Origin of the sequence: Hyphococcus lacteus (assembly GCF_041058985.1) — a bacterium.
Taxonomy (GTDB): domain Bacteria; phylum Pseudomonadota; class Alphaproteobacteria; order Caulobacterales; family Parvularculaceae; genus Hyphococcus; species Hyphococcus lacteus.
On sequence record NZ_JBEHZE010000001.1, the window covers coordinates 1,763,904 to 1,788,767 of the forward strand.

The 24,864-nt window shown below is 52.0% G+C and carries 21 protein-coding genes; 12 read left to right on the forward strand and 9 right to left on the reverse strand.

The window, feature by feature from the left end:
* Positions 1-18: 18 nt before the first annotated feature.
* Both ABFZ84_RS08440 and ABFZ84_RS08445 read right to left on the reverse strand, forming a co-directional pair.
* Positions 19-1,347, reverse strand: coding sequence for a sensor histidine kinase (locus ABFZ84_RS08440; RefSeq protein WP_369313551.1), 1,329 nt, complete (start codon positions 1,345-1,347; stop codon positions 19-21).
* A 155-nt stretch (positions 1,348-1,502) separates the two neighbouring features.
* Complete coding sequence (locus tag ABFZ84_RS08445) at positions 1,503-3,929, reverse strand: coiled-coil domain-containing protein (RefSeq protein WP_369313552.1); 2,427 nt, start codon at positions 3,927-3,929, stop codon at positions 1,503-1,505.
* Between the two features lie 342 nt (positions 3,930-4,271).
* Between ABFZ84_RS08445 and ABFZ84_RS08450 the strand changes: the two genes are divergently transcribed.
* The 3 genes from ABFZ84_RS08450 to ABFZ84_RS08460 all read left to right on the forward strand — a co-directional run bounded on the left by ABFZ84_RS08450 (position 4,272) and on the right by ABFZ84_RS08460 (position 7,162).
* Complete coding sequence (locus ABFZ84_RS08450; protein ID WP_369313553.1) at positions 4,272-5,111, forward strand: ion transporter; 840 nt, start codon at positions 4,272-4,274, stop codon at positions 5,109-5,111.
* 94 nt (positions 5,112-5,205) lie between these two features.
* Positions 5,206-6,333 carry an isovaleryl-CoA dehydrogenase gene (locus tag ABFZ84_RS08455; protein ID WP_407067107.1) on the forward strand — a complete coding sequence of 376 codons (1,128 nt, stop codon included), beginning with the start codon at positions 5,206-5,208 and terminating at the stop codon, positions 6,331-6,333.
* Positions 6,334-6,400: 67 nt separating this feature from the next.
* Positions 6,401-7,162 carry a protein kinase domain-containing protein gene (locus tag ABFZ84_RS08460; protein ID WP_369313555.1) on the forward strand — a complete coding sequence of 254 codons (762 nt, stop codon included), beginning with the start codon at positions 6,401-6,403 and terminating at the stop codon, positions 7,160-7,162.
* Here the strand turns inward: ABFZ84_RS08460 and ABFZ84_RS08465 are convergent, their stop codons facing one another.
* Complete coding sequence (locus ABFZ84_RS08465) at positions 7,163-8,383, reverse strand: cation:proton antiporter domain-containing protein (RefSeq protein WP_369313556.1); 1,221 nt, start codon at positions 8,381-8,383, stop codon at positions 7,163-7,165. It lies immediately after the preceding gene.
* A gap of 340 nt (positions 8,384-8,723) precedes the next feature.
* On the opposite strand from ABFZ84_RS08465, the gene ABFZ84_RS08470 reads away from it, so the two are divergent.
* The 3 genes from ABFZ84_RS08470 (at position 8,724) to ABFZ84_RS08480 (ending at position 11,327) form a co-directional block, all read left to right on the forward strand.
* A complete protein-coding gene (locus tag ABFZ84_RS08470) occupies positions 8,724-9,281 on the forward strand; it encodes a hypothetical protein (protein ID WP_369313557.1) in 558 nt (185 codons plus the stop codon).
* Between the two features lie 34 nt (positions 9,282-9,315).
* Positions 9,316-10,431, forward strand: coding sequence for a glycine oxidase ThiO (gene thiO / locus ABFZ84_RS08475; protein WP_369313558.1), 1,116 nt, complete (start codon positions 9,316-9,318; stop codon positions 10,429-10,431).
* Between the two features lie 71 nt (positions 10,432-10,502).
* Entirely contained in the window at positions 10,503-11,327 is an 825-nt protein-coding gene (locus tag ABFZ84_RS08480; RefSeq protein WP_369313559.1) for a lytic transglycosylase domain-containing protein, read from the forward strand.
* A gap of 3 nt (positions 11,328-11,330) precedes the next feature.
* On the opposite strand, the gene ABFZ84_RS08485 is transcribed toward ABFZ84_RS08480, so the two are convergent.
* Together ABFZ84_RS08485 and ABFZ84_RS08490 are read right to left on the reverse strand one after the other, a co-directional pair.
* On the reverse strand, positions 11,331-12,179 hold the full coding sequence (locus ABFZ84_RS08485) for a pentapeptide repeat-containing protein (protein WP_369313560.1): 849 nt from the start codon (positions 12,177-12,179) through the stop codon (positions 11,331-11,333).
* 115 nt (positions 12,180-12,294) lie between these two features.
* On the reverse strand, positions 12,295-16,056 hold the full coding sequence (locus ABFZ84_RS08490; protein ID WP_369313561.1) for a vitamin B12-dependent ribonucleotide reductase: 3,762 nt from the start codon (positions 16,054-16,056) through the stop codon (positions 12,295-12,297).
* A gap of 219 nt (positions 16,057-16,275) precedes the next feature.
* Between ABFZ84_RS08490 and ABFZ84_RS08495 the strand changes: the two genes are divergently transcribed.
* From ABFZ84_RS08495 to ABFZ84_RS08505, 3 genes are read left to right on the forward strand one after another with little or no spacing between them, the layout of a single operon-like run.
* On the forward strand, positions 16,276-16,686 hold the full coding sequence (locus ABFZ84_RS08495; protein WP_369313562.1) for an NADH:ubiquinone oxidoreductase subunit NDUFA12: 411 nt from the start codon (positions 16,276-16,278) through the stop codon (positions 16,684-16,686).
* Positions 16,687-16,726: 40 nt separating this feature from the next.
* Entirely contained in the window at positions 16,727-17,224 is a 498-nt protein-coding gene (locus ABFZ84_RS08500; protein ID WP_369313563.1) for an MlaD family protein, read from the forward strand.
* Positions 17,224-17,895: a DUF2155 domain-containing protein gene (locus tag ABFZ84_RS08505; protein WP_369313564.1), complete on the forward strand. Its 672-nt coding sequence runs from the start codon at positions 17,224-17,226 to the stop codon at positions 17,893-17,895. Before ABFZ84_RS08500 ends, ABFZ84_RS08505 begins: the two co-directional genes overlap by 1 nt.
* Here the strand turns inward: ABFZ84_RS08505 and aat are convergent.
* The 4 genes from aat to aroQ are packed head-to-tail and all read right to left on the reverse strand — an operon-like array spanning position 17,847 to position 20,939.
* Complete coding sequence (aat, locus tag ABFZ84_RS08510) at positions 17,847-18,512, reverse strand: leucyl/phenylalanyl-tRNA--protein transferase (protein ID WP_369313565.1); 666 nt, start codon at positions 18,510-18,512, stop codon at positions 17,847-17,849. The two genes, ABFZ84_RS08505 and aat, sit on opposite strands and share 49 nt — an antisense overlap.
* 60 nt (positions 18,513-18,572) lie before the next feature.
* A complete protein-coding gene (accC, locus tag ABFZ84_RS08515) occupies positions 18,573-19,919 on the reverse strand; it encodes an acetyl-CoA carboxylase biotin carboxylase subunit (RefSeq protein WP_369313566.1) in 1,347 nt (448 codons plus the stop codon).
* Between the two features lie 44 nt (positions 19,920-19,963).
* Positions 19,964-20,437 (reverse strand): acetyl-CoA carboxylase biotin carboxyl carrier protein, encoded by a 474-nt coding sequence (gene accB, locus ABFZ84_RS08520; RefSeq protein WP_369313567.1) that lies wholly within the window; start codon positions 20,435-20,437, stop codon positions 19,964-19,966.
* Positions 20,438-20,486: 49 nt separating this feature from the next.
* Positions 20,487-20,939, reverse strand: coding sequence for a type II 3-dehydroquinate dehydratase (aroQ, locus tag ABFZ84_RS08525; RefSeq protein WP_369313568.1), 453 nt, complete (start codon positions 20,937-20,939; stop codon positions 20,487-20,489).
* Positions 20,940-21,060: 121 nt separating this feature from the next.
* Between aroQ and thiS the strand changes: the two genes are divergently transcribed.
* The 3 genes from thiS (at position 21,061) to clpB (ending at position 24,857) form a co-directional block, all read left to right on the forward strand.
* The gene (thiS, locus tag ABFZ84_RS08530; RefSeq protein ID WP_369313570.1) at positions 21,061-21,261 is read left to right on the forward strand and encodes a sulfur carrier protein ThiS; all 201 of its coding nucleotides are present in this window, start codon (positions 21,061-21,063) and stop codon (positions 21,259-21,261) included.
* A gap of 1 nt (position 21,262) precedes the next feature.
* Positions 21,263-22,051, forward strand: coding sequence for a thiazole synthase (locus tag ABFZ84_RS08535; protein WP_369313572.1), 789 nt, complete (start codon positions 21,263-21,265; stop codon positions 22,049-22,051).
* A 148-nt stretch (positions 22,052-22,199) separates the two neighbouring features.
* Positions 22,200-24,857: an ATP-dependent chaperone ClpB gene (gene clpB / locus ABFZ84_RS08540; protein WP_369313573.1), complete on the forward strand. Its 2,658-nt coding sequence runs from the start codon at positions 22,200-22,202 to the stop codon at positions 24,855-24,857.
* Positions 24,858-24,864: the final 7 nt, after the last annotated feature.

A 24,864-nucleotide genomic window follows, 5' to 3' on the forward strand; every position in this document is an offset into this window, starting at 1 on the left:
AATATATGTCCCCTAATATTATTTCGAAATAGGCAGAGTAAAACAGATTCTAGTGCCTTGAGAATACTTTACATCAAGCCAGCATAAGCCGCCATGGCTTTCGACAATTGACTTTACCAATGATAGCCCGATGCCGACGCCGGGATATTTGCTGTCTTTACCATGCAGACGTTCCATCGGCTCGAAAATTCTCTCTGAATATTCGGGGGCGATGCCAATCCCATTGTCGGTGACAGAAAATGTCGCCGTTTTAGCATTTGTATCGCATTGAATAATGATTTTTGGTTGGCGCTCATCATGTGTGTATTTCAGGCTGTTGGCGATCAAGTTATGAAAAACCCGTTTTAAAAGTTCGGGGTCTGCATCGATGATCGGTGCACTGCATTGTTGAATATCTGCGCCTTTAAGTTTGATCTCGGGTGCCATCTCTTTGATCGTGTCCGCAATGATCGCGTTCGCATTGAGGCGCGAGATTTCAGGTTTTTGAAAACCCGACTTCGTAAATTCAAGCAAACTCGAACACAAAAGGTGCATGCGTTCCGCAGCCTGTTTAATTGTGTTTATATGGCCTGACACTTTTTCAGGGTTGTCGATATCCTGCTTCAGCATATCCGACGACAGGCTGATATGGCGGATCGGGGATTTCAAATCATGCGAGGCAATGCCCGCAAATTGGCGCAGTGCCAGGTTTGAACGGGACAGGCTGGCATTGCTATCGCTTAGGGCGCTGTTGCTCTTCGATAGTTTCGCTGACTGCGTGGCGGTGCCATTAAGCGTTATACAGAAATAAAGAACGCCAAACATCAGCAGACCAAATATAATCTGGAGTTGCGTTTTGATTGCTGTCTCGAGTTTGCGCAAACGGTTATTGACCGCATTAGCCGTAGAAGATGTAAACCTATCAATTTCTTCAAGCGCGAAATCATCTTGAACCCGAACACTTTTATCGATGTCGAAAGGTGCAATTCCTTGTGTGTGGAGATCTGTGATCACGTCGAGGTTATTTGTATAGGTGTCGACAATTTTTCGCGTTTGAAGAAGGGTGACGCCATTGCCCATTTCTGCGGAGATGGTTTCTAGTTTTTCAATCAAGTTTAGGGCGTGGGAGGCATTTTTACGCGCAAGCTCGGCATATTGTTTTTCGTCAGGCCGAAGCACATAGTTTTTGAAATTGTGGATCAGGCCGCCAAATCCCAATTCTTGTTCTAATGAGATGCTTGTCGTGTAAATGTCCACAGTGGTCATGCGAAGGTCTTCGATGCGCTTGCCCTCGGAACGTAGGTAAAACAGTTCAGAGGCAACAAGTGCCATCAAAATAAGCGCGATGTACTTCCAGTTGATATTCATAACCTGAAACCTAGCCTTTAATTTGTGGGCTGTTTGTCAGTACTGATACAACATTGCACTGTACACAAAAATATTTATCACGGGAGAATAAATACTGTGTAAAATTTTACTTAATAATTGATTTGCCAACAGTTGCGGGCAAAATCATTTTGATTTTAAGCGAAATAGCCGACGGTTGCACCTATCAAAAGATACACCCGTCCTAACGGAGAGCTGAGATACTCCTCAAGCTCTTCGTCCGCCGTCTCAGAAGTGGTGGCGTCTTCCAGTAGCCGTTCAAAACCTTGCAGGAATTGGTGAACGCTATTTTCAAAATCGCGGTCGCGTGCCGATTCCGAACGAATTCGCCGTTTCACATCCGCTTCGTTCAGGCGCAAAATCCGGTTCGCAAAAACATTTCGGTCTCCATGGTCAAACCGATCCTGAAGAGCTGGGGGTGGGTCGCCATAAAGCCGCGTTTCCAGTTCATAGGTAAAATCCTGGAGTGTGGCGATGATACGGATCGCATCTTCCGCGTCCTGATTACTTTTGGCGTGCTCAGCTTTTTTTGCTGCCGCTCCAAGATCAAGTGGCGCACTGTCATCTGCGGCATCGAGTATTTCTTTCCACGACACATCACTCTTCATACGCTTTGTGCTTTTTGCATCGGCGGGCGGTGACGTTTTCGTGGTGCTTACTGGTGGCTCTTTTCGCTTTGCTTGTTTGGCTGGTCGACGCTCTGCAATGTCGCGGGCCAATTCTTCTAGCCGTGCTGCGCCCGAGCCGGTATTAGGTTTTGCTTGAGGAGGTTGGGTTGGTCGCGCGGCAGGCCGCTGGGGGGCTTGAACAGGCTGAGTAGGGGGCGATTTTTTCCGGGCGACGCCGCCTAAGTCGATGGTTTGATGTGACTCACTGACGGCTTTTTTAATCGTGGCCGCATCAAGTTCTTTTTGCGCGGTTTCTTGTGCCTTCTTTTTCTCTGCTGCTTGCCGATCGGCCCGGGCCTGAATTTCGTTCTGGGCTTCGGCGAGCCGGGCGGACGCTTCTTGTTCACGCAACTGCGCTTCGGCGAGACGGGAAAGCCTGTCGGTTTGCGAGGCAATCGCTTCGGCGAGGCGGTCCGCGCGCTTGCGTTGCTCGTCGATCAAAGATTCAAGGCGTTCGTTTTCTTCTTCGAGGGCTGCGCGTGCCTCAGCGAGGGCTTGATTGCGTTCTTCAATGCGCGAGGCTTCGCTTTCCGTAAACTTGATCGCGTCTTCTGATGACTGGCGCGCACGCTCGCTCGCTTCTGCGACATCTGATGAAGCTTTATTTGCGGCTTCGCCGGTTCTCTGTGCGGCCTCTGACACTTCCTGTGCGGCTAAGGTCGCTTTTTCTGCGCCGTCTTTTGCTGCAGCGATGGCCTCGGCGGTGGTGCGCGTAATGTCTTCGAGAGCTTTAGAGGCGGCGTCTTGCACACGAGCCGATTCCTCGCTCGCAGCTTCGATTGCGCCTCGCGTACCGCGTTCGGCATGTTGGCGTGCGGCCTTGATTGCATCGTCAGCGGCTTTTCTTGCATCTTCGCCAGCGCGTTGCGCCGATGACGCCACATTGGCTGCATTGCGGGCTGCCGATTCAGCGGCGGCGTCAGCCGCAGCATTTGCTCGCTCTGAGGCTTTTCGCGTTTCCTCCGCAGACGCATCAATAGATTGCGCAGAATTGCGCATGGATTCATCAACATCACGAAGTGCATCGCGAAGGGACTCAAAGCTATTGAATGCACGTTCGGCTGCGCCTTCAAGCCGGGTCAGGCGATCATCAAAGTCGCGTTCGGATTGAAGTGACGTTGCTTCGGCTGAATGAAGGCTTTCAATGGTTGCGCTTGCCTTTTCGGCGATTGCTGCCGCAAAGCTATCCGCATGCGCATTAAGGCTTTCGGTTAGTTCCATCAATTTTGATCGTTCATCGGCGACCCGGCCAACAGCGCCCGTGGCCTTTGTTTCGATGGCTTCGCCGGCAATACTAATGGCTTCTACGTGTTGGCGGATCATAGCTTCGACCGATGCCAGCCGAGAGAGCGCACCATCTAAGCCTTCGTTGAGTGCCGACATATGCGTTTGGACTACTGCGCCGACGCTTTGGACATTCTGAACGGCAGACGCATCGGGCATGGTCATGCGTTGTGCGGCGGCCGCAATAGATTCGGCGGCATTTAGCATCGTCAAAACGCGCGAAAGTGCATAACCAATAAACAAAACCAAAGCCGGGATGATAAAGGCAAAGAGCAGTGTCTCTAGCTGAAAAGCGGCCAAAGGCGACCAGGGGACTTCTTGGCCGCTTAGTTGTTCAATACGAAGGTGGGCAAAGTAATTCCCGAGCGGCAGACCGATGACGACAGAAAAGAAAACGAAAACAGCGGTTAGGCGCGACACCTGCCAGATTTGGCGGCTCATGGCGTTCCATTGCCGCTCGTCATGGCGAATATAGCTAAGGTCGTTATCGGCCTCAGTCGTGGTTTCGCGACCTTCAGCTTCGATTATGCCCTTCAAGCGCATACGCCCATTTCCCGTATTCTGATCGGCCTTCACTTCGTCGTTCACATTCTCGTCTTTCTGATCGGTCACGGTAATGTTCACTCGCCTTTGGTTCGGGCTAAATACAGCCCGCGTTCCTGAGCGGAAAACTCAGGGCTATTGTGTGGCCGTCCAACATGAAAGCGTCGTTTGTCGCCAGTCTGACGCCATATCTTGGCATAGGCCAGCTTGAACTCCGCCCGTAATCTCCCCGCATAGCGGAATTTGCAAGGCGCGCCAATTGTTTGAGCCGCGACTTTACTAGGTAATTTGCCAATGATCACTCGGGTTTGCCAAGAAACTCGTCGGGCAGATGTTTCACATTACTTTCCTAACAGGACAGAATCCGATTAGGTGCTTTGTTATTGGGGATCGAAGAGGAGTAAATCGGTTATGTCGGGGGCCGCTTCTTCGGAAAAACCAGCATTAGGGCCAGCAGGCAAACCGAAACCACAGACCCAACTTCAGCGTTTTGTGGAAAACCGCATTTTCCAGACCACGGTTCTTTTCCTGATTGTCATCAACGCCATTATTCTTGGCGCAGAAACATTTCGCGGCGTTGACGAAGCCGCCGGGCCGCTTTTGGTCACGCTGGATCGCATTATCATCTATGCGTTTGTGGTTGAAATCGGGATCCGCATCATTGCCTATCGCGGGGTCTATTTCCGCAATGGTTGGAACGTCTTTGATTTCCTGATCGTGGTGGTCTCCATCGGGGCAGCCACTTCGGGCCTCGCCGCATTGCGCGCCTTCCGGGTGCTTCGGGTGTTGCGGGTAATTACGGTGATCCCGCGCATGCGGGTGGTGGTCTCGGCACTGCTCGATTCCATCCCCGGTATTGCGTCGGTCGGGGTGGTGATTCTGTTGATCGTCTATGTTTTCGCGGTGATTGCCGCGAATCTCTATGGGGGTGATCATCCTGACCTTTTTGGTAATGTTTTCAGCGCGATGTACACGCTCTTTCAGGTGATGACCCTAGAGGGGTGGCCTGATATCGCCTCAGAGGTCGCCGAGACCCATGGACGGTCTTGGATATTTTTTCTGACTTTTGTGCTGATCGCTACATTTACCATGCTCAACCTATTTGTTGCGATTGTGGTACGTGTGGTGGACGAAGATTCCGAAGATGACACCCAAACTGTCATAGACGGCCAAAGTGCGATCCGGAACGAAATCAGCGCTTTGCGCGTTGAAATTGAAGCGCTTTCGAAACGTTTGCCGCCCGCATCTTAGCGCGGTATTGAATCGCCAAAAGTATAATAAACCCGGAGGAATTGCGGCCATGCTGTCTAATTCTCACGCCTTCATGAAGTTTGATCTCGACCCCATGATCGAGGAAATGCGCGATATGGTTTCCCGCTGGGCGACGGATAAGCTGGCCCCGCGCGCAGCTGAAATTGACGAGAAAAACCTGTTCCCGCGTGACCTCTGGCCTGAGCTGGGTGAGCTTGGCCTTTTGGGCATTACCGCCGACGAAGAATTTGGCGGATCGGGGCTTGGTTATGTGGCGCATGTGGTCGCGATGGAGGAGATCTCACGCGCATCGGGTTCGGTAGGGCTGTCTTATGGCGCGCATTCGAACCTTTGCGTCAATCAGATCAACCTCAACGGCAACAAAGAGCAAAAAGCAAAATATTTGCCCAAGCTTGTCTCTGGCGAGCATCTCGGTGCGCTGGCGATGTCAGAGCCGGGAGCCGGTTCCGACGTGGTGTCGATGAAGACCCGAGCCGAGAAAAAAGGCGACCGTTATATTTTGAACGGCAACAAGATGTGGATCACCAATGGCCCCGGTGCCGATACGCTGGTGGTTTATGCCAAGACCGACCCTGAAGCGGGGCCGCGCGGTATCACAGCGTTCCTAATCGAAAAAGGATTTAAGGGATTCTCGACCGCGCAAAAGCTCGACAAGCTGGGGATGCGTGGTTCCGACACTTGCGAGTTGGTGTTCGAGGATTGCGAAGTGCCAGAGGAAAATGTTCTGGGAAACGTCAATGACGGCGTTCGCGTGTTGATGTCTGGCCTCGACTATGAGCGCACGGTGCTTGCCGGTGGTTCGATCGGGATCATGCAGGCCTGTCTTGATGTGGTGCTGCCCTATGTTCACGACCGCCAGCAATTCGGCAAAGCTATTGGCTCGTTCCAGCTCGTGCAGGGAAAACTTGCGGATATGTATGTGACGACCAATGCCGCCAAGTCCTATGTCTATCAGGTCGCAAAAGCCTGTGATCGCGGCGAGACCACACGTCAGGATGCAGCCGGCTGTATTCTTTTTGCGGCTGAAAAAGCAACGCAAGTGGCGTTAGACGCGATTCAACTTTTGGGCGGTAATGGTTATATCAACGAATATCCAACGGGCCGACTTTTGCGCGACGCAAAGCTATATGAAATTGGTGCCGGAACGTCAGAGGTCCGCCGTATGCTGATTGGCCGCGAGCTTTTTGATAAGACGGGTTGAGCAAAACTTTCGGTTCTGACTACTCAGACGATGTGATATAGGCAGCGAGGCTTTTGAAGAGCCACGGATGCTGCTTGCATCCGCACCTTCTGTACCCATTATTTTGACAATGACAAAAGCGCAACAATCTTTCGGCCTGTCCAAAGGTGATCGCCTGACTTGGCGTTACGAGGTCATCGAATGTCTCGGCGCGGGGACCGAGGGTGAGGTCTATAAAATCCGCGAGAAGGCAACGGGGCTGACCCGCGCGGCCAAGCTTTATTTCAAAAGCAAAGAACAGAACGCCAAGCGGTTTGTACGCTATGCCCGCAAGCTCGATGCGCTGCGCGATTGTGATATCGTCATCAAATATCTCCACGCCGATGAGGTCTGGATCAATGATCGTTTTATCTTTTGCCTGATCTCTGAATATTTCGGTGGCGCGCTATTGGAAAATTTACAAGGGCAATATCGTGGCGGACGCATGCCCGCCTTTGAGGCGCTAAACGTCATTCATGCGCTGGCCGGCGGCATTGAGGAAATTCACGCACGCAAAGAATTTCACGGCGACCTTCATAAGGGAAACATCTTTGTGGAGCGGCGCGGCGTATTCTTTCAGCTCCGCACCATTGATTTTCACGAATGGGGGCGCACACCAGCGGTGGAACGGCGCTCAGATATTCTGGCAATCACCCGGCTTCTCTATGATCTGGTGGGTGGCCGCACCTACTACAAAGGCCAGCCGCAATTCATCAAAGACATCTGTCTGGGGAACCGATCAGATTTAATTCTCAAGAAATTCCCGACGATCTTTCATCTTCGGGCGCATCTTGAGACATTTGAGTGGTGATCAGACAAACATCGCACGTTTTTTAGCGAGCGCCGTTTGTTTAAGCAGCAGCGTCACGAGGGGCCGGGAGGTCACGCGCGCGGCGAATACACCAAACGCGACAGCAAGCGCGCCCGTGGTCAAGATCGCATCCTGCGCCATGATCGAGGGTGCATCGAGCAAAGAGATCAAGAAAAGTGCAGAGGCGGCACCTGGCGCACCACCGAACCAAGCGAGGAACATTTGGCTTTCGCGCGGGAGGGTGGTTTTCTTGAGCGAAGCCAATCGCGGACCCGCGCGCATGATGGTTACCGCCGCAGCGGCAAACAATACGGTTAAAAGATCGGCATTAAAGATGCGGGTCGCCAGCAATAGACCAAATCCGAAATAGGCGATTGGCGCGACGTTCCGCTCGGCGATCCGGCGAAGGCGAACCCGCGTCGTGACCAACGCCAGTGATTGCTCGCCCCAAAGAAGGCCAGCCGCCGCAGCCGCGATAACGGGATGAGCGCCAATGAGTGGTGAAATAACAAAGGCCAGTACCCCCGCAAGTATCGCAAGAGCGCCCGCTTTCGACTTATATTTCAATTTGTTGCCGTAATGTGCTGCGGCAAGACCTAAAGAGCCACCGAGCGCAAATCCAAAAAGAAGGCTGCGTGATGCCTCAAATACAGGGGTCACTAGTGGCATCCCCTGAGGCGCAGCGGTGGCAACGGATTCGAGCAGAACTGCGATGGGAATGCCCAATGCGAGTATGGCAGCACTTTCAAGCCGGACAGCAGCTTTTAAGGTGGCGGGGGCAGGTGCGCCCGTCACTGCGCGCCGATCAAACGCGGCACCGTTCAGAGTTAGCGCGCCAGCCAACAAGAAGGCAGCGCTGAGCGAAAGCTGAGGAACTAATATGAACGCAGCCAGCCCGCAAACGATCAAAAACAGTGGCGCGCCGCCAATGGTTAAACGGAACGATGCCGGGCAGACGCTGGCGAGTTTGGTGATGCGGAATTGGGCAGCAGCAGCAAAAGCGAGCATTGCCAATAATACGTCAGCGCCAGCGGCAACCCATTCGGACGGCATGAAGGGTGCGCCCGATGCGCGATAGGCAAGGGAGATTGCCGCACCGGTCAGCAGCATGAGCGCAGGCGCGCGCGCCACATTATTCACCAATTTGGTGATGCCAATTTTGGGCCGGTTCAGAATCCAGAATGTCACGGCAAATAGGGCCGTAGCCAACATTAAAGTCATAGGGAACGTTTTGACCGCCATTGTCGTTCGGCGCTACACAACTTCACCGAATCACTAATAGCGATAGTGGATTGATCCGACTGCAATTGCAAATTGAATTTTGGATAAGAAAGGCCGCATGCGGCCTAATTTTTTCCGCATCTTTTCCGCATAATTTTGAACATTAAGAAAACGCAATTCAAAATCATTCTTGATACCGGAAACCGTCATGCTGCCCAGCGGTGTCGGCGACACAGATTAGGTCGTACCATCCTAACACGGAAAAATATTTGGTGGATAGATATTCACGATCTTTTTTCTGCCCGTAACATCCTCGGCGTAAAACTAAGTTGAGGCTGTTATGTCAGACGGAAAAAACAAAAGCCGTATCAAGCGCGCCATTGCCGGGGTAGCACCGAGCCTTGCAACAGCATTAGGCGGGCCATTGGCTGGAGCGGCTGTTGCGCAATTATCGCGATTGATTTTTGGTGATGAAAATGTTGACGAAGAAACGCTTTCGAAAGCACTGGAAGAAGCGAACCCTGAAACGCTCTTGGCTATAAAAAAAGCTGAGCAGGAATTTCAAATTGCATTATCCGCAGCAAGCGTCGAAGCGCAACGTATAGACGCAGGAGATCGCGCCGATGCGCGTGCGCGACAAGTTACGATGAACGATTGGACGCCATCAATTTTGGGCGCGTTTGTGATTATCGGTTTTTTTGTGGTGCTTGGTTTTATGGTCGCGCGAAAACTGCCGCCGGGCACGGAGACAGAGTTTTCAATCATGCTCGGTGCGCTGGCGACCATGACCGCAGCTGTGGTGAATTACTTTTTCGGTTCATCCGCTAGCTCGCGCGAAAAGACACATCTGATCGCATATCCTGCAAAGCCAAAAAACGATGACGTGGCAGTGAGGTGACAAAGCGGCGTGCGAAGGACATAAGTTCAAAGTAATGACAACAAAGAATTTTGACATTGCGATTATCGGCGGCGGCGTCATCGGCCTGGCGCTTGCGCGTGCGCTCCAAAAGAGTGACGCGTCAATCGCGATCTTTGATGCGGGACGCGAAATTCCGCCCGCTAGTTTTGCGGCGGCGGGGATGTTGTCACCGTCATTTGAACTTGCTGATGGTAACGCTGAAGTGGCCGAAGCACTTTATCGGTTCGGTGCATATTCTTTGTCGCGCTGGTCAGATTTTGCGGCGACACTCGAAGATGAAACCGGCGCGTCGATTGACTACCGCACCGACGGAACATTGGGTGTTGCGAATTCCACCGACGAGCTAGAAGCGTGGCGCGAACAAACAGATCGTGTTGCATCGCTTGGTGGTGATGTCGCGATGATCACCGGAGATGAAGCCCGCGCGTTAGAGCCTGCACTCGCGTCAACAATTATTGGTGCGATGCTCGCGCCAAAAGATGCGCAAGTTGATCCGCGGCGATTGATGGCGGCGCTCACAAAATCATTATGTGCGAAACAAATCACGGCGCGTATCACGACCGTAAAAAAAGACGGGCATTGCTATCACATCAAAGCCTCGGACGGCGAGGCGTTTAATGCGCGAACTGTGGTCTACGCGGGCGGCGCAGTTAGCGGCTTAGTCGCGAAGGAAATTGTCTTTCCGGTAAAAGGTGAAGCAACAGCGATTGGATTGAGTGAGGGCATCGTGCGGCGGGTCATCCGGCATCGCGATGCATATCTTTGCCCCAAAGCGGGTGGGCGAATGGTCATTGGCGCGAGTGAAATGCGTGGGCGTGATGATCTAGAAATTGATGCTTCGGCGATTGCGCACTTACGGACCAACGCGGCACTAATTGTGCCAGAAAGTGAAAACGCAAAAGAGTTGGAGCGTTGGTCGGGGCTTCGCCCCGGTACGGCGGATGGTGCGCCGATATTAGGGCGAAACGCGGATGGCTGTTTCCTCGCACTTGGTCATTACCGCAATGGCATCCTCCATACACCTGCCGCAACCGAGGCAATGGCCGCACTCATCCTGGGTAATACGCAAACACCAGAAATTGCTGCGGCGCTGCGCGCTTTTTCGCCGGACCGCTTAGTGACCACCTAACAACCCGTTAAAAATATGGTTAGCGCTTTATTGACAATTTAGCGCCAAATTATCGGCAAAAGAGGCTTTTCATGACGACTGAAATCGCTGCCAATGCGACCTCCGGGGCTGCGCTTGTAACGGGCGCCGTTAAGCGCGCCAGTGCGTCTACCGGTACGGGCTTTGATTTCTTGATGAAAATGGCAGCCCGTGAAAGCGGGTTTGACCCGAATGCAAAAGCCAAAACATCAAGCGCTTCGGGCCTTTTTCAATTCATTGAACAAACTTGGCTGTCCACCGTTAAAAAATATGGTGGCGAACACGGCATGGCATCATCGGCGAATGCAATCACGAAAAATGCCAATGGTCGATACGAAGTGACAGATCCTGCCGCGCGTGAAAAGATTTTGAACATGCGTTTCGACGCCGATGCCGCGTCGGCTATGGCGGGCGAGTTGGCCAATGAAAACAAATCTATGTTGGAAACGCGGTTAGGCCGCGCAGTTTCCAGTGCCGATCTTTATACGGCGCATTTTCTAGGACCTTCAGGGGCGGTCAAACTTTTGTCTGCCGCATCAAATGCGAAAGCAGCAGATCTTTTGCCACAGGCGGCGAGCGCTAATCGTAACGTGTTCTATGATGGCAACCGCCCAAAGACCGTGGGTGAAGTTGCGGCTTCTATCGCCCGCTCGATGGGCGGCGAAACACCGATTGCACCCGAAGGGATAACCCCAAAAGCGCCTGAAACGCCGGTCAAGCGTTATGCTGGACAGATTTTTGATGCTTTCACCACGCCCGCGCCCCAACGCCAAGTGCCGTCGGGTCTTAGTGCGATGGCAATGGCCGTTCTTGATGCGCTCGATCCGACAGCAATGCGTTCGGACCGTAGTGAGCGCGATAAAGGCGATTTTCGCTAGCGCTTAACAGCGCGGCGCGGTTAAGCCATCGGGAAGTTTCGTCTCGCCATCAATGCAAGATTTTTGCAACTGTTCCGATGTCAGATTAACGGCACCAGAAATATCAGCACCATAAAACTGCGCGCCCGATAAATCAGCCGCTTTCATATCTGCGCCTGCGAAACTGCTTTTGTGGAGCTTTGCATTAATGAACCGCACGCCGGTCAGGTTCGCACCATTAAAATCGGCGTTTTTAGCCTCGGTACCAACAAAGGCTGCGCCCGCACTATAGGCTGCACGAAAGTCTGCGCCGTTTAGCTTTGCGCCAGAAAAACTAGAGAAGGAGAGGTCAGTCCCGACAAATAATGAATCGGTGAAATCCCCCGCGCGGGCTTTGGCTTCGCGCAGTTCTGCACCGGAAAAATCAGCGCCAATAAACATTGCTGCCGTTAGGTTGGCTTTTGCCATGCGCGCACCGTTGAAATTGGTCGTCTCGCCACTGGCACCTTCGAGGCTGGTATCATCGAGAAGCGCGCCGTTGAATTGCGCTTCGGTTAGTGATGCGCCCGCGAAGTTGTTTTTTGGAAGGTCTAAATTTGAAAATACTGCGCCGGTCAGGTCTTGCATACTGTGACCGACATTTTTGCGGTTGTTCTTATTACCTGACAGTGACGGCAATTTTATGCCGTTGCGTTCCAGCACTGAACTGATTTCCGGGCCGATATTCTCAGCATGGGTCAGCGGTTTGGCGATTTCCTTGCCGATATCCATCACCGGGTTCGGCTTTTTATAAGCTTTCGAACCAGGCGTGATCGTTGTTACTAGCGACATCACGGCAATCATCAACAGGATAATGAGCGCAACCAGTTTCATTCGTCGTCGTCTCCAGACCATTATCGGGACCAGAGTTTAGCGCGCAGGACGTCAAAGATCGCTTAAGGATGATATTTCAATTTATTGTGCCAGAATAGGACAAAGAAGTTATGATTTAAGAACAACCCGTTGATGTGCCACAGCTTTCGCATTTCAAACACGCACCGTTCCGGACCATCGTGAACTGGCCGCAATCAGGGCAGGCGTCGCCTTCGTAACCTTTGATGCGGGCGTCCTGTCGTGCTTCCTGCTGGGTGTTGCTTCGTGGGGTGGCAAGAACGCCCCGCGGCGCTTTTTGATTGACCGCGTCGGCTAGCTTGGCAACTTGCGCTTCAATTTCCGGAGCGCTCTCGGCGCGGACGGGTTCTTCCGCGTCTGTATCGATATCGGTAGCGTCGTTTTGGTTGTTTTCGTTACTTGGTTGACGGTTGCCGCTCTCGTTGGCGGAACTGCGTAACCGGTCAAAATCGCCACCGCGTAGGATCACGAGATTATCAGTCACCGTCGAGCGAGAAAAACCTTTGGAGATAAGTTTAGTGGCATCCGCTTGGGTTTTCTCTTGGTTGACGCCGCGCCCGATCGCATCGACCGCGGATTCTTCGGGGTTCACATGTGCAAGGTCGGTTCGCCCGAGATAGGAGATCGCAAGTTCGCGGAAGATATAATCCAATATCGAAGTGGCATTTTTTATCTGGTCATTGCCTTGAACTGGACCAGAGGGGTCAAAGCGCGTGAATACATAAGCGTCCACAAACTCTTCGAGCGGGACACCATATTGAAGGCCCAATGAAACAGCGATGGCAAAGTTATTCATCAGTGAGCGGAAGGCTGCACCTTCTTTGTGCATGTCAATGAACAATTCGCCCAGTTCACCGTCGTCGAATTCGCCTGTATGAAGGTAGACTTTATGACCGCCAACGATTGCTTTTTGGATATATCCCTTGCGCCGGTCGGGGAGGCGCCGCCGGCCAGGTGTACGTTCGATGATGCGTTCGACGATGCGCTCCGCAACAACCTTAGATTTCTGGGCTGAAGGCGCTGACATCAGTTCTTCTTCAAATGCGATGTCATCTTCTTCGTCCTCGCTATCACTTGCGAGTAGCGCTGAGGACAATGGCTGGGATAGTTTTGATCCATCGCGGTAAAGCGCGATAGATTTAAGGCCCATCTGCCATGCGAGCATATAGCTTTGTGCGCAATCGCCGATGCTTGCGTGATGGGGCAGGTTGACGGTTTTCGATATCGCCCCGGAGATAAATGGTTGAGCGGCAGCCATCATTTTCAGGTGCGCTTCAACCGAAAGCGAACGCGTGCCGATGCGGCCACACGGGGTCGCACAGTCAAACACAGGGTAATGTTCTAACTTTAGGTGCGGCGCGCTTTCGACCGTCATAGCGCCACAGCAATAAATATTAGCTTGGTGAATTTCCTCGTCGGAGAACCCTAAAAACCGCAGAACTTCATAGCCTGTCGCGCCAAGTTGTGATGTGTGAAGGCCCAAGACATGAACACAGAAATCTTCGCCGAGGGCTTGGGGCGTGAATGCGTAGGTCAGGTCGAATGTTGTTTTTAAACGGTCTTCGAGGGCTTTGATATGGCGATCTTCAAACCCTTCGCGGCGCAGGTCGTCAAGGCTAAACCCGGGTGCATCTTCTAAGGTGCCGCGTCCGGCGGCATAAAACCCAATGTCCGAGATTTGGCCGTCGCTATAGCCAAGTGACTTTAGCGCTGCGGGTACGGATCGGTTGACGATCTTCAACATCCCGCCGCCGGCAAGCTTTTTGAATTTAACCAGCGCAAAATCAGGCTCAATGCCGGTCGTGTCGCAATCCATGATCAGCCCGATGGTGCCGGTCGGTGCAACCACGCTAACTTGGGCATTGCGGAACCCGTTGATGGCACCAAGCTCATAAGCTTCGTTCCAGACACGGCGCGAGGCTTGGGTTAACTCATCCCAAGGACAGGCATTCGCATCGAATAGAACAGGTTCAACATCAAGCGCTTCAAATTCACCGCCAATCGCGGTGCCAACACAGGCGCGGCGATGATTGCGTAAAACGCGCATCATCGCGTCACGATTTTGTTGGTACTTTGCAAAAGGCCCGACAGCAGATGCCATTTCGGCTGATGCGCGATAGGCCGAACCGGTCATCAGTGCTGAAATACCGGCGGCGACGGCGCGCGCATTTTCACTGTCATAGGCAAGCCCCGATGACATAAGCAAGCCACCAAGATTGGCAAAGCCAAGACCAAGTGTACGGTAGTCAAATGAGCGACGAGCGATTTCCTGCGATGGGTATTGCGCCATCATCACAGAAATTTCGAGCGTCAAAGTCCATAACCGGCAGGCATGTTCAAACCGTTCGGCATCAAACCCGGTTTCAGTGCCGAATTTTAGAAGATTGATCGACGCAAGGTTACATGCGGTATCATCGAGGAACATATATTCCGAACACGGATTCGATGCACGTATGTCACCGCCAGCGGGGCAGGTGTGCCACGCATTAATTGTGTCGTGAAATTGAACGCCGGGATCAGCGCATGTCCATGCGGCTGTGCAAATAGAGCCCCATAAATCGCGCGCCTGAACGGTTTTGACCGTTGTTCCGTCGGTTCGGCGCGTAAGTTGCCATGGCGTATCTTCATTGACTGCATTCAGGAAATGATCGGTTACGCGAATGGAGTTATTCGCATTTTGACCAGAAACTGTTCGATAGCTTTCTGAATCCCAATCAAGATCATAGGTATCGAGTTCAATTTCGCGAAACCCTTGTCGAGCGAAATCAATGACCCGCCGAATTGAAGCGTCCGGCACAAAAGCTTTTTTTGCATCCTTGACGGCGGTTTTCAGCGTGGTGTTCTTTTTTGCATCAAACCGAGTTTCGTCATCATCGCTAATCCAACAAGCATCGAGTATTTTGGGTAAGTGTTTTGCGAGCGTTTTTGATCCGGAAACGAGCGCCGCAACTTTTTCTTCTTCGCGAATTTTCCAAGAAACGAAATCTTCAACATCCGGGTGATCGACATCGACAACGACCATCTTGGCCGCTCGGCGCGTTGTGCCGCCAGATTTAACGGCACCGGCAGCGGCATCACCGACCTTGAGAAAACTCAAAAGGCCAGAGCTTTTCCCCCCGCTCGAAAGCGGTTCGTCAGCACCGCGAATGTTTGAAAAATTTGTGCCTGACCCCGAGCCATATTTGAACAAAAGTGCTTCGCGCTTCCACAAATCCATGACGCCGCCATCACCGGTCAACGTGTCATCTACGGATTGAATGAAGCATGCGTGCGGCTGGGGCCGCTCATAGGCGCTTTCAGATTCGGTCAAAAGACCTGAGCTATGATCCACATAGTAATGACCCTGGCCGGCGGCATCTATCCCGTAGGCCCAATGCAAACCGGTGTTGAACCATTGCGGACTGTTCGGTGCTGCCACCTGCATGGCGAGCATCGCCCGCATCTCATCGAGATAGGCACGCGCACCGTCCTCGTTATCGAAATAGCCGCCCTTCCAGCCCCAATAGGTCCACGCACCGGCCATCCGTTCGAAGACTTGTTTGGCTGAGGTTTCCGAACTGTAGCGTTCTTCAGCGGGAAGTTTCGCGAGTGCGGCAATGTCGGGCATTGAGCGCTGAAGGAAGTCGGGGATGCCTTTTTCCCGAACTTTTTTCGTTTTTGCGGGAACGCCAGCTTTTCGGAGATATTTTTGGGCCAAAATGTCGACAGCAGTCTGGCTCCAGTCCTTGGGAACCTCCAGATCACGCATTTCAAAGATGATTTCGCCAGAAATTGAGCGAATCTCGGAATCCGCCCGCCGAAAGACAATCGTGCCATAGGGCGCGCTGGTCTTGTCGGAATATCGCCGGTCGATCCGCATTTTTTCACCTTATCTGGGCCATTTGGCCTCGGGGACCCTAAATATAGTCATTCACCCCCGTTGGCTCCACCCGTTTTCGCCTGATTTCAAGGGGAAATGAGTTAATTCAGCTTAGTTGCACCTGTGGCGCGGTGGTCTATTGCCCGACTAGGCAACGGGCGCCATATTCGCGCCGCGAGAGGCGGCTATAAAGGTCGCAAAAGAATTCGGGATATCCGCATGTTTTCACAGCTTTTCACATGGTGGAACACAACCACCTTCGGTACTTCCTTCACCCTATGGCGCAAAGGTGCGCGGCTCGTCGGCACGGATGAGCAGGGAAATCGCTATTATGAGGAAGCTGGTTCCAGTCTGCCGGGGAGCGAAGGAACGCGGCACCGCCGCTGGGTTGTTTTTCACGGCATTGCTGAGCCATCACGCGTGCCGTCTGACTGGCACGGCTGGCTGCATCACACATTTGAAGAGGCCCCAACCGTTGCGCCATTGGCGCGGCGTTCATTCGAAAAAGACCATCTACCCAACATGACCGGGACTCCGCTGGCTTATCACCCCAAGGGTAGTCTGGCATTGGCCGACGGTCCTGCAAACGTGAATGATGATTATGAAGCGTGGTCGCCGGAAAACGTCTAAACTGGGCTATTAAAAAACCGAAGCGAAAGGGAGTTTTCCCATGTCACGTGCTGGATTTTTTGAAACGATAATTGGCGTTGCCGTTATTGCTGTGGCCGCTGCTTTTATGGCTTACGCCTATGGCGCAAGTGGTAAGGCAATGGGGCGCGATCAATATCGTGTCGATGCTGTGTTCGGCAAAGTCGATGGTGTGACAATCGGATCGGATGTTCGGATCGCGGGTGTGAAGGTCGGTTCGGTATCGAGCAACGCACTTGATCTGCGCACCTACGAAGCCAATGTCGAATTGGCGATCAATGGCGGCATTATGATCCCCGAAGATTCAATCGCGAAGGTTGTCTCGGATGGCATACTGGGTGGTGCTCATATTGCGATCGAACCGGGCGCGGCTGAGGAAATGCTGCGTGAAGGCGATAAAATAACGATTACTCAAGGGTCGGTCGATTTGTTGGGGCTTGCGGTACAGGCATTCACAAGTCAGGCTTCTGGCGGCAAGGATCGTGAAAAACCGGAAGTTGATCCTTTGGGAGAATTCTAATGCTTAAGCGCACAGCGGTCGCGATTTTGGGATTGATGGTTGTTCCGGCATTTGCGCAGGAAGCCGAAGACGATCTAAGCGATCTTTTGGACGTGTTAGGCGAGGGTGAAAATCTGGAGGAGGAGAGCGAACTCGACGCGCTTTCTCGAAACCAAGATGACCCTTTTTCCGGTGTGATTGATGCTGAAGAACGCGAGCCGTTGTCGGTTACGTTGCGGGCGTTGAACAAGATTACCGCCCGTTACATCGATATTGAAATTAAAATGAATGAGATCGCTCGGTTTGGTTCGCTAGAGCTGCAACCTCGTACATGTGATAAACGCCCGCCCGAAGAAATTCCAGAAACCACAGCGTTTCTTGAAATCTTTGATCGAGAATACAACAACCGTCAAAGCGATTTAAAAATTCTTGAGCCTGAAATCATTCAAGACGAAATAGAAACTACAGAACTTGAAGTATTGCCAGGCAAGCCGGTTGGCGAACAACCTTTAACTACAGAACCACAAGAAGCAGTGGGACCATTGCCGATCGTTAGCGAAGGGCCCCAGGCGGAAGGCATCAATATTTTCCGTGGTTGGATGTTCGCGTCGTCGCCAGCGCTTAACGCTTTGGAACACCCCGTCTATGACGTGTGGGTAATCGACTGCAAAACCAAGCTGGTTGAAAATTGACTGGGCGCGGCAAAAAAATCGGCTTTTCGTCTAAGCGCGTCTTTTAAAACCAACTGATACTCTTCGTCATCCATGCCCACGAGGCCAAATTGCGCCAGATGTTCGTTATAGAATTGAGCATCAATGAATTTAAACCCGCCCACGATCAATCGCGCAATCAAGTGCGCCATCGCAACCTTGCTGGCGTTGGTCGCGCGCGAAAACATGCTTTCGCCGCAAAAGGCCGCGCCTAGCTCGACGCCGTATAAGCCGCCAACGAGCGCGTTATCTTGCCAACATTCGACCGAATGGGCGTATCCGCGAAAATGAAGTTCAGTATAGGTCTCAATGATTGCATCGTTGATCCATGTATCCGGACGGGCTTTCGTAGATTCTGCGCATGCTGCAATAACTTGATCGAAGGCAGTGTTAATCCGAATTTCGAACGGGTCTTGCTTCATGAAGCGTTGAAGCCGTTTGGGTAAATGGGCTTGTTCTAGCGGAATGACACCGCGTTCGTCGGGAAGGATCCAAACGGTTTGCTCGTCGTCGCGGGATCGGGCCATCGGGAAATAGCCAAGCGTATAAGCTTTCAACAGCTCCTCAATAGAAATTGCATTTGCTGAATCGCGGGCCATAGCGGCGATTATGCGCCTTCTCGACGCTATGGTCCAATGTCTATTTTATAGAATCCCGCCTTAGGGAGTCGTTTTCTCAAGCCATTCTTCCAGCCAGTGAATGTGGTAATCACCTTTTTGGAAGTCCGGATTTTCGATCAAATCGATAAATAGCGGAACAGTGGTTTCAATTCCTGCAAAAACCATCTCGGAAAGTGCACGACGCAACCGCGCAATACAATGGGCACGGTCATCGCCATAAACGATCAATTTGCCGATCATTGAATCGTAATAGGGCGGAATGCGATAGCCAGTATAAACGGCGCTATCGAACCGAACGCCGGGGCCACCGGCGGAATGGAATTGTTTGATTTCACCCGGTGATGGCCGGAATGTTCGCGGATTTTCCGCATTGACGCGGCACTCGATGGAGTGGCCAGTGAACTTAATATCGTCTTGGCTAAAGCTGAGTTTATGACCAGCGGCAACCATGATTTGCTCACGGACGAGATCAGTTCCGGTGACTTGTTCAGTAATGGGATGTTCAACTTGTAGGCGGGTGTTCATTTCGATGAAATAGAACTCGCCATTCTCATAGAGAAATTCCACGGTGCCAGCGCCCAAATAGCCGAGCGATTCTATTGCTTTCCGAACAGTGTCGCCAATTCGAACGCGCTCTTCTCGGGTTAAGGCCGGTGACAGCGCTTCTTCAAGCACTTTTTGGTGACGACGTTGTAACGAGCAATCGCGTTCGCCGAGTTGCACGACATTGCCATGCTTGTCGGCGATGACCTGGATTTCAATATGGCGAGGCTGTTGGAGATACTTCTCCAAGTAAACAGCGTCATCACCAAAGGAAGATTTTGCTTCTGATTTTGCGGTTGATAAAGCTTCTTCTAGATCAGCTGCGGTCTGGGCAACCTTCATACCTCGACCACCACCACCTGATGCGGCTTTTACAAGAACGGGATAGCCAATTTTTGCCGCAGCATCGCGCGCTTCTTCGAAACTATTCACAGCCCCATCGGAGCCCGGCACGAGCGGGATTCCTGCTTTGCCGACGGCGCTTTTTGCGGCGATTTTATCACCCATGACGCGGATATGTTCGGCGTCCGGTCCAATAAAGGTGATGTTATGAGCGGCCACGATTTCAGCAAAACGTGCATTTTCTGAAAGAAAGCCATAACCGGGGTGGATGGCATCGGCACCCGTAATCTCGGCGGCAGAAATAATTGCCGGGATATTCAGGTAGCTATCTTTTGGTGCGGGCGGGCCAATACAGACGCTTTCATCTGCGAGGCGAACATGCATTGCATTTTCGTCAGCGGTCGAATGAACCGCGACTGTCGCAATGCCGAGTTCTTTGCACGCCCGGTGAATACGAAGGGCGATTTCACCGCGATTGGCGATCAGAACCTTTTTGAACATTTCTTATCCGTTACTGGGCCAAGCATACCGCTCGGCAATTCGTATTACTCGATGATAATCAGCGGTTCATCGAATTCCACGGGCTGACCATCTGTCACAAGAACCTTAGTCACTCTACCAGAGCGAGACGCAGAAATGGGGTTCATTGTTTTCATGGCTTCAACGATCAAAACTGTCTGGCCTTCGGTAACCTGCGAACCCTCAGCCGCGAATGGTGCCGCGCCCGGAGAAGGTGAAAGATAAGCCGTACCGACCATGGGCGATTTAACGGCACCCGGATGATCCATTGCAGGAGCTGCCGCCGTTGTTGGCGCAGCGGCCACCGGAGCGGGGGCCGGAGTAGGCGCGGGAGCAGCCGCAAATGTCTGAGCGACGCCACCTTGACGTGAAACGCGCAACCGAACAGTGTCTTTTTCGATCTCGATTTCCGTGAGGCCAGTTTCTTCGAGGATCCCGGCAAGTTCGCGAATCCATGCCGCTTCCAGCCCGTGATCCTTATTATCCTTATTATTCGACATGCATTTCCCGCTTCTTCTTACACTAAACATCCACTTCCCATGCGAATCGCTAGGAAGCGCGGTTTTCTATTAGGCTTTTAAGGGCTTCTATCGCCAAGCGATACCCCGTTGCACCGAAGCCCATAATAACCCCATCGGCCGCCGCTGCGGTGACAGAATGCTGCCGAAAGGCCTCTCTCGCATGAATATTCGACAGATGCAGCTCGATTTTCGGAATGCTCGCCGCTTTGAGCGCATCAAGTAAAGCAATTGAGGTGTGCGTATAGGCCGCTGGGTTAATGATTAGGCCAGCCCCTTTTGAATTAGCTTCTTGCACCCAGTCAACTAGGTCACCTTCGCTATTTGACTGGCGAAATTCAATTGTCAGGCCCAACCCACGGGAACAAGCTGTGCAGGCAGTTTCAATATCCGCGAGGGTGTCGGAGCCATAAATTTCCGGCTCACGTTGCCCTAAAAGGTTCAAGTTTGGCCCATTGAGCACATATATAGTCTTCGCAGTCATAAATTTCTGCCGTTCTTCTTGCGGGGGCCTTAGCGCCTTAATAGAACGGCGCCTAGTTAGAGAGCCTAGATATAAAGTGGCTTGCCTGATCCCTGCAATAGAGGGAAGAGATTGAATTTTCATGGATATTACTATTAACGGAGAAAAAAAGTCACTCGATGGGCCGCTAACCGTAGCGGGACTTTTGAGTGTTTTGGCGCTTGAGACCCGAAAAATCGCGGTTGAGCGCAACCTCGAGATCGTTCCCAAGTCGAAATATAACGAGACGGCCCTGTCTGGCGGGGACAAGATTGAAATTGTACAATTTGTAGGTGGTGGTTGAAATGCCAGTTGATTCCAAAAAGGCAGACACTCTTGAGGTCGCAGGGCGCAAGCTAAATTCGCGTTTGATCATCGGCACGGGCAAATATGAAACCTATGAGCAGAATGCGCAGGCTGCCGAAGCGGCTGGCGCGGAAATGGTCACTGTCGCGGTTCGGCGGGTAAACCTAACCGACAAAGACAAACCTATGTTGGTCGATTTTCTTGACCCTGAAAAATATATTTATCTGCCCAATACGGCTGGTTGTTTTACTGCTGAAGACGCGATCCGAACACTGCGTCTTGCGCGCGAAGCGGGCGGATGGAATCTCGTAAAGCTTGAGGTCTTGTCAGACCAAAAGACGCTCTACCCCGATATGGAAGAGACATTACGTGCCGCGAAGCTCCTTATCAAAGAGGGCTTTGAAGTCATGGTCTATTGTTCCGATGATCCGGTTTATGCGCGTAAGCTTGAAGATGTCGGGTGTTGCGCCATTATGCCATTGGGGTCACTTATCGGTTCCGGTCTGGGCATCATGAACCCCGTCAATATTCGTTTGATTGTTGAGCAATCGTCTGTGCCCGTCATTGTCGATGCGGGTGTCGGAACTGCATCCGATGCGGCTATGGCGATGGAGCTGGGGTGCGACGGTGTGCTGATGAATACGGCGATCGCTGGAGCGCGTAACCCGATCTTAATGGCGAGTGCGATGAAACATGCGGTGATGGCCGGTCGTGAGGCCTATCTGGCGGGGCGAATGCCGAAAAAGCGCTATGCTGATCCATCATCGCCGTTGGCAGGGTTGATTTAGAAATTGGAGCAAGATGGTGCGGCGAAATGTTTGGTAAATCGCATTACGCAGGTCCCTTGTGAGTCCTGAAATCGAACCTATCTAAGATCAGAACGAGCATCGCCGTTTTGCGGGGTGTTGATGAAACTGACGCTCAGATGAGGTCGATATGCAATTTGAAAACTATACGGATCGCGCGCGCGGCCTAATTCAGGCTGCTCAAACAATAGCGCTGCGTGATGGGCACCAACAATTCACGCCGGAACATGTCTTAAAGGCGCTTCTTGACGATCAGGAAGGGCTAGCCGCCAATCTGATCCGTGCGGCGGGCGGGCAACCTGAAACAGCGTTGCAACTGACTGATGAAGCGCTGGCCAAACTTCCCAAAGTTGAGGGCGGCAATGGCCAGATTTATATGGCAGCACCCACGGCTAAGGTTTTTGCAACCGCAGAAGAAATCGGCAAAAAAGCAGGCGACAAATTCGTCACTGCTGAGCGTCTTTTGACTGCACTCGCCGTTGAGACCGACGCAGGAACCTCTAAAATTCTAAAACAGGCGGGCGTTACTGCGACTAAACTTAATGCTGCGATAAATGATATTCGAAAAGGACGCACGGCTGATACAGCGTCGGCAGAACAGGCGTATGATGCGCTCAAGCGTTATGCACGCGATCTAACCGAAGCCGCGCGAGACGGAAAGCTTGACCCAGTGATTGGGCGGGACGAAGAAATTCGCCGAACAATGCAGGTTCTATCGCGCCGTACAAAGAACAACCCAGTTTTGATTGGTGAGCCTGGTGTCGGTAAGACAGCTATCGCAGAAGGCTTAGCGCTCCGTATCATCAATGGTGACGTGCCTGAAAGTCTTCGTGACAAAAGCCTTTTGGCGCTCGATATGGGGTCACTGATCGCCGGTGCGAAATATCGTGGTGAATTTGAAGAACGCTTAAAAGCAGTGCTTCAAGAAGTAACCAGCGCAGATGGCCAAATTGTACTCTTTATCGACGAGATGCATACATTGGTGGGCGCGGGAAAAAGCGATGGCGCGATGGATGCGTCGAACCTTTTAAAACCGGCCCTTGCTCGCGGTGAATTGCATTGTGTTGGGGCGACGACACTTGAAGAATACCGGAAATATGTTGAAAAAGATGCAGCGCTCGCGCGTCGTTTTCAGGCTGTATTCGTAGATGAACCAACGATCGAAGATACGGTTTCTATCTTGCGCGGTCTTAAAGAGAAATACGAACTCCACCACGGAATTCGTATTTCGGATAGCGCAATTGTAGCAGCGGCGACGTTGTCCAACCGATACATCACCGACAGATTCTTACCCGATAAGGCGATTGATCTTGTTGATGAAGCGGCATCACGCCTACGCATGGAGGTTGATAGCAAACCCGAAGAGCTTGATGAGCTTGATCGGCGGATCATTCAGATGAAAATTGAGCGTGAAGCGCTTAAGAAAGAAGATGATCGAGCATCCAAAGACCGTCTTGAAAAGCTCGACAAAGAGCTTTCCGAGTTAGAGCAAAAATCTGCTGAAATTACGGCACGGTGGCGCTCTGAAAAAGACAGTCTGGCTTCTTCGACAAAGGTTAAAGAAGCGCTTGATCAGGCACGCCAACACCTAGCTGATGCAGAACGACGTGGCGATTTAGGCCGGGCGTCAGAACTAAAATATGGCGAAATACCGGCATTGGAAAAACAACTGGCACAAGCCGAAGCAAGTGCCAACGAAAATGCAAAAACATTGGTGCACGAGGTCGTCACTGATGAAAATATCGCTTCCATCGTTTCACGTTGGACCGGTGTGCCGGTGGACAAGATGCTTGAGGGCGAGCGCGATAAACTGCTTAAGATGGAAAGTAACCTCGGTCGCCGCGTCGTGGGGCAGAGTGAGGCAGTCGCCGCCGTTTCCGCTGCGGTTCGCCGTTCGCGTGCAGGGCTGAGTGATCCAAATCGGCCAATGGGCTCGTTTTTGTTCCTTGGGCCAACTGGCGTTGGTAAAACTGAGCTGACGAAAGCTCTTGCTGAATTTTTGTTTGATGATGAAACTGCTATTGCGCGGATTGACATGTCTGAGTTCATGGAGAAACATTCCGTAGCAAGATTGATTGGTGCACCTCCTGGCTATGTTGGTTATGAGGAGGGCGGCGTCTTGACCGAACAGGTTCGGCGACGACCTTATCAGGTTGTACTTTTTGACGAAATCGAAAAGGCGCACCCGGATGTTTTCAATGTATTGTTGCAGGTTCTTGATGATGGTCGACTAACTGATGGGCAAGGACACACGGTTGATTTTAAAAATACATTGATCTTGATGACGTCCAATTTGGGCGCTGAGCACCTAGCAGCGCTTGGCGAAAATGAACGCGCGGATCAGGCGCGGCCATTGGTAATGGACGCTGTTCGTGCAAAATTCCGCCCAGAATTTTTGAACCGTCTCGACGAGATCATTCTGTTCCATCGTCTGAATCGAGCAAACATGGATCGAATTGTCGATATCCAGATGAGTCGCTTACAAAAACTTCTGGCAGACCGGAAAATCAAGATTGAGCTGGATGATAATGCACGTGCGTGGCTTGGTGATCATGGCTATGATCCCGTTTATGGCGCGCGGCCGTTAAAACGGGTCATACAGAAAAAACTGCAGGACCCTTTGGCTGAATTGCTACTAGCGGGTGAGGTTGTCGATGGTGAGGCGCTTTCCGTTTCCGTAGATGAAAACGGATTGACGATTAATGGTCAGCCAGTCGGTGGGCGTGATACATTTTCACTTAATGACGACGGAAAGTCGGCACCACCACCGGGTGCACTTTTAAACTAGGGGCGGG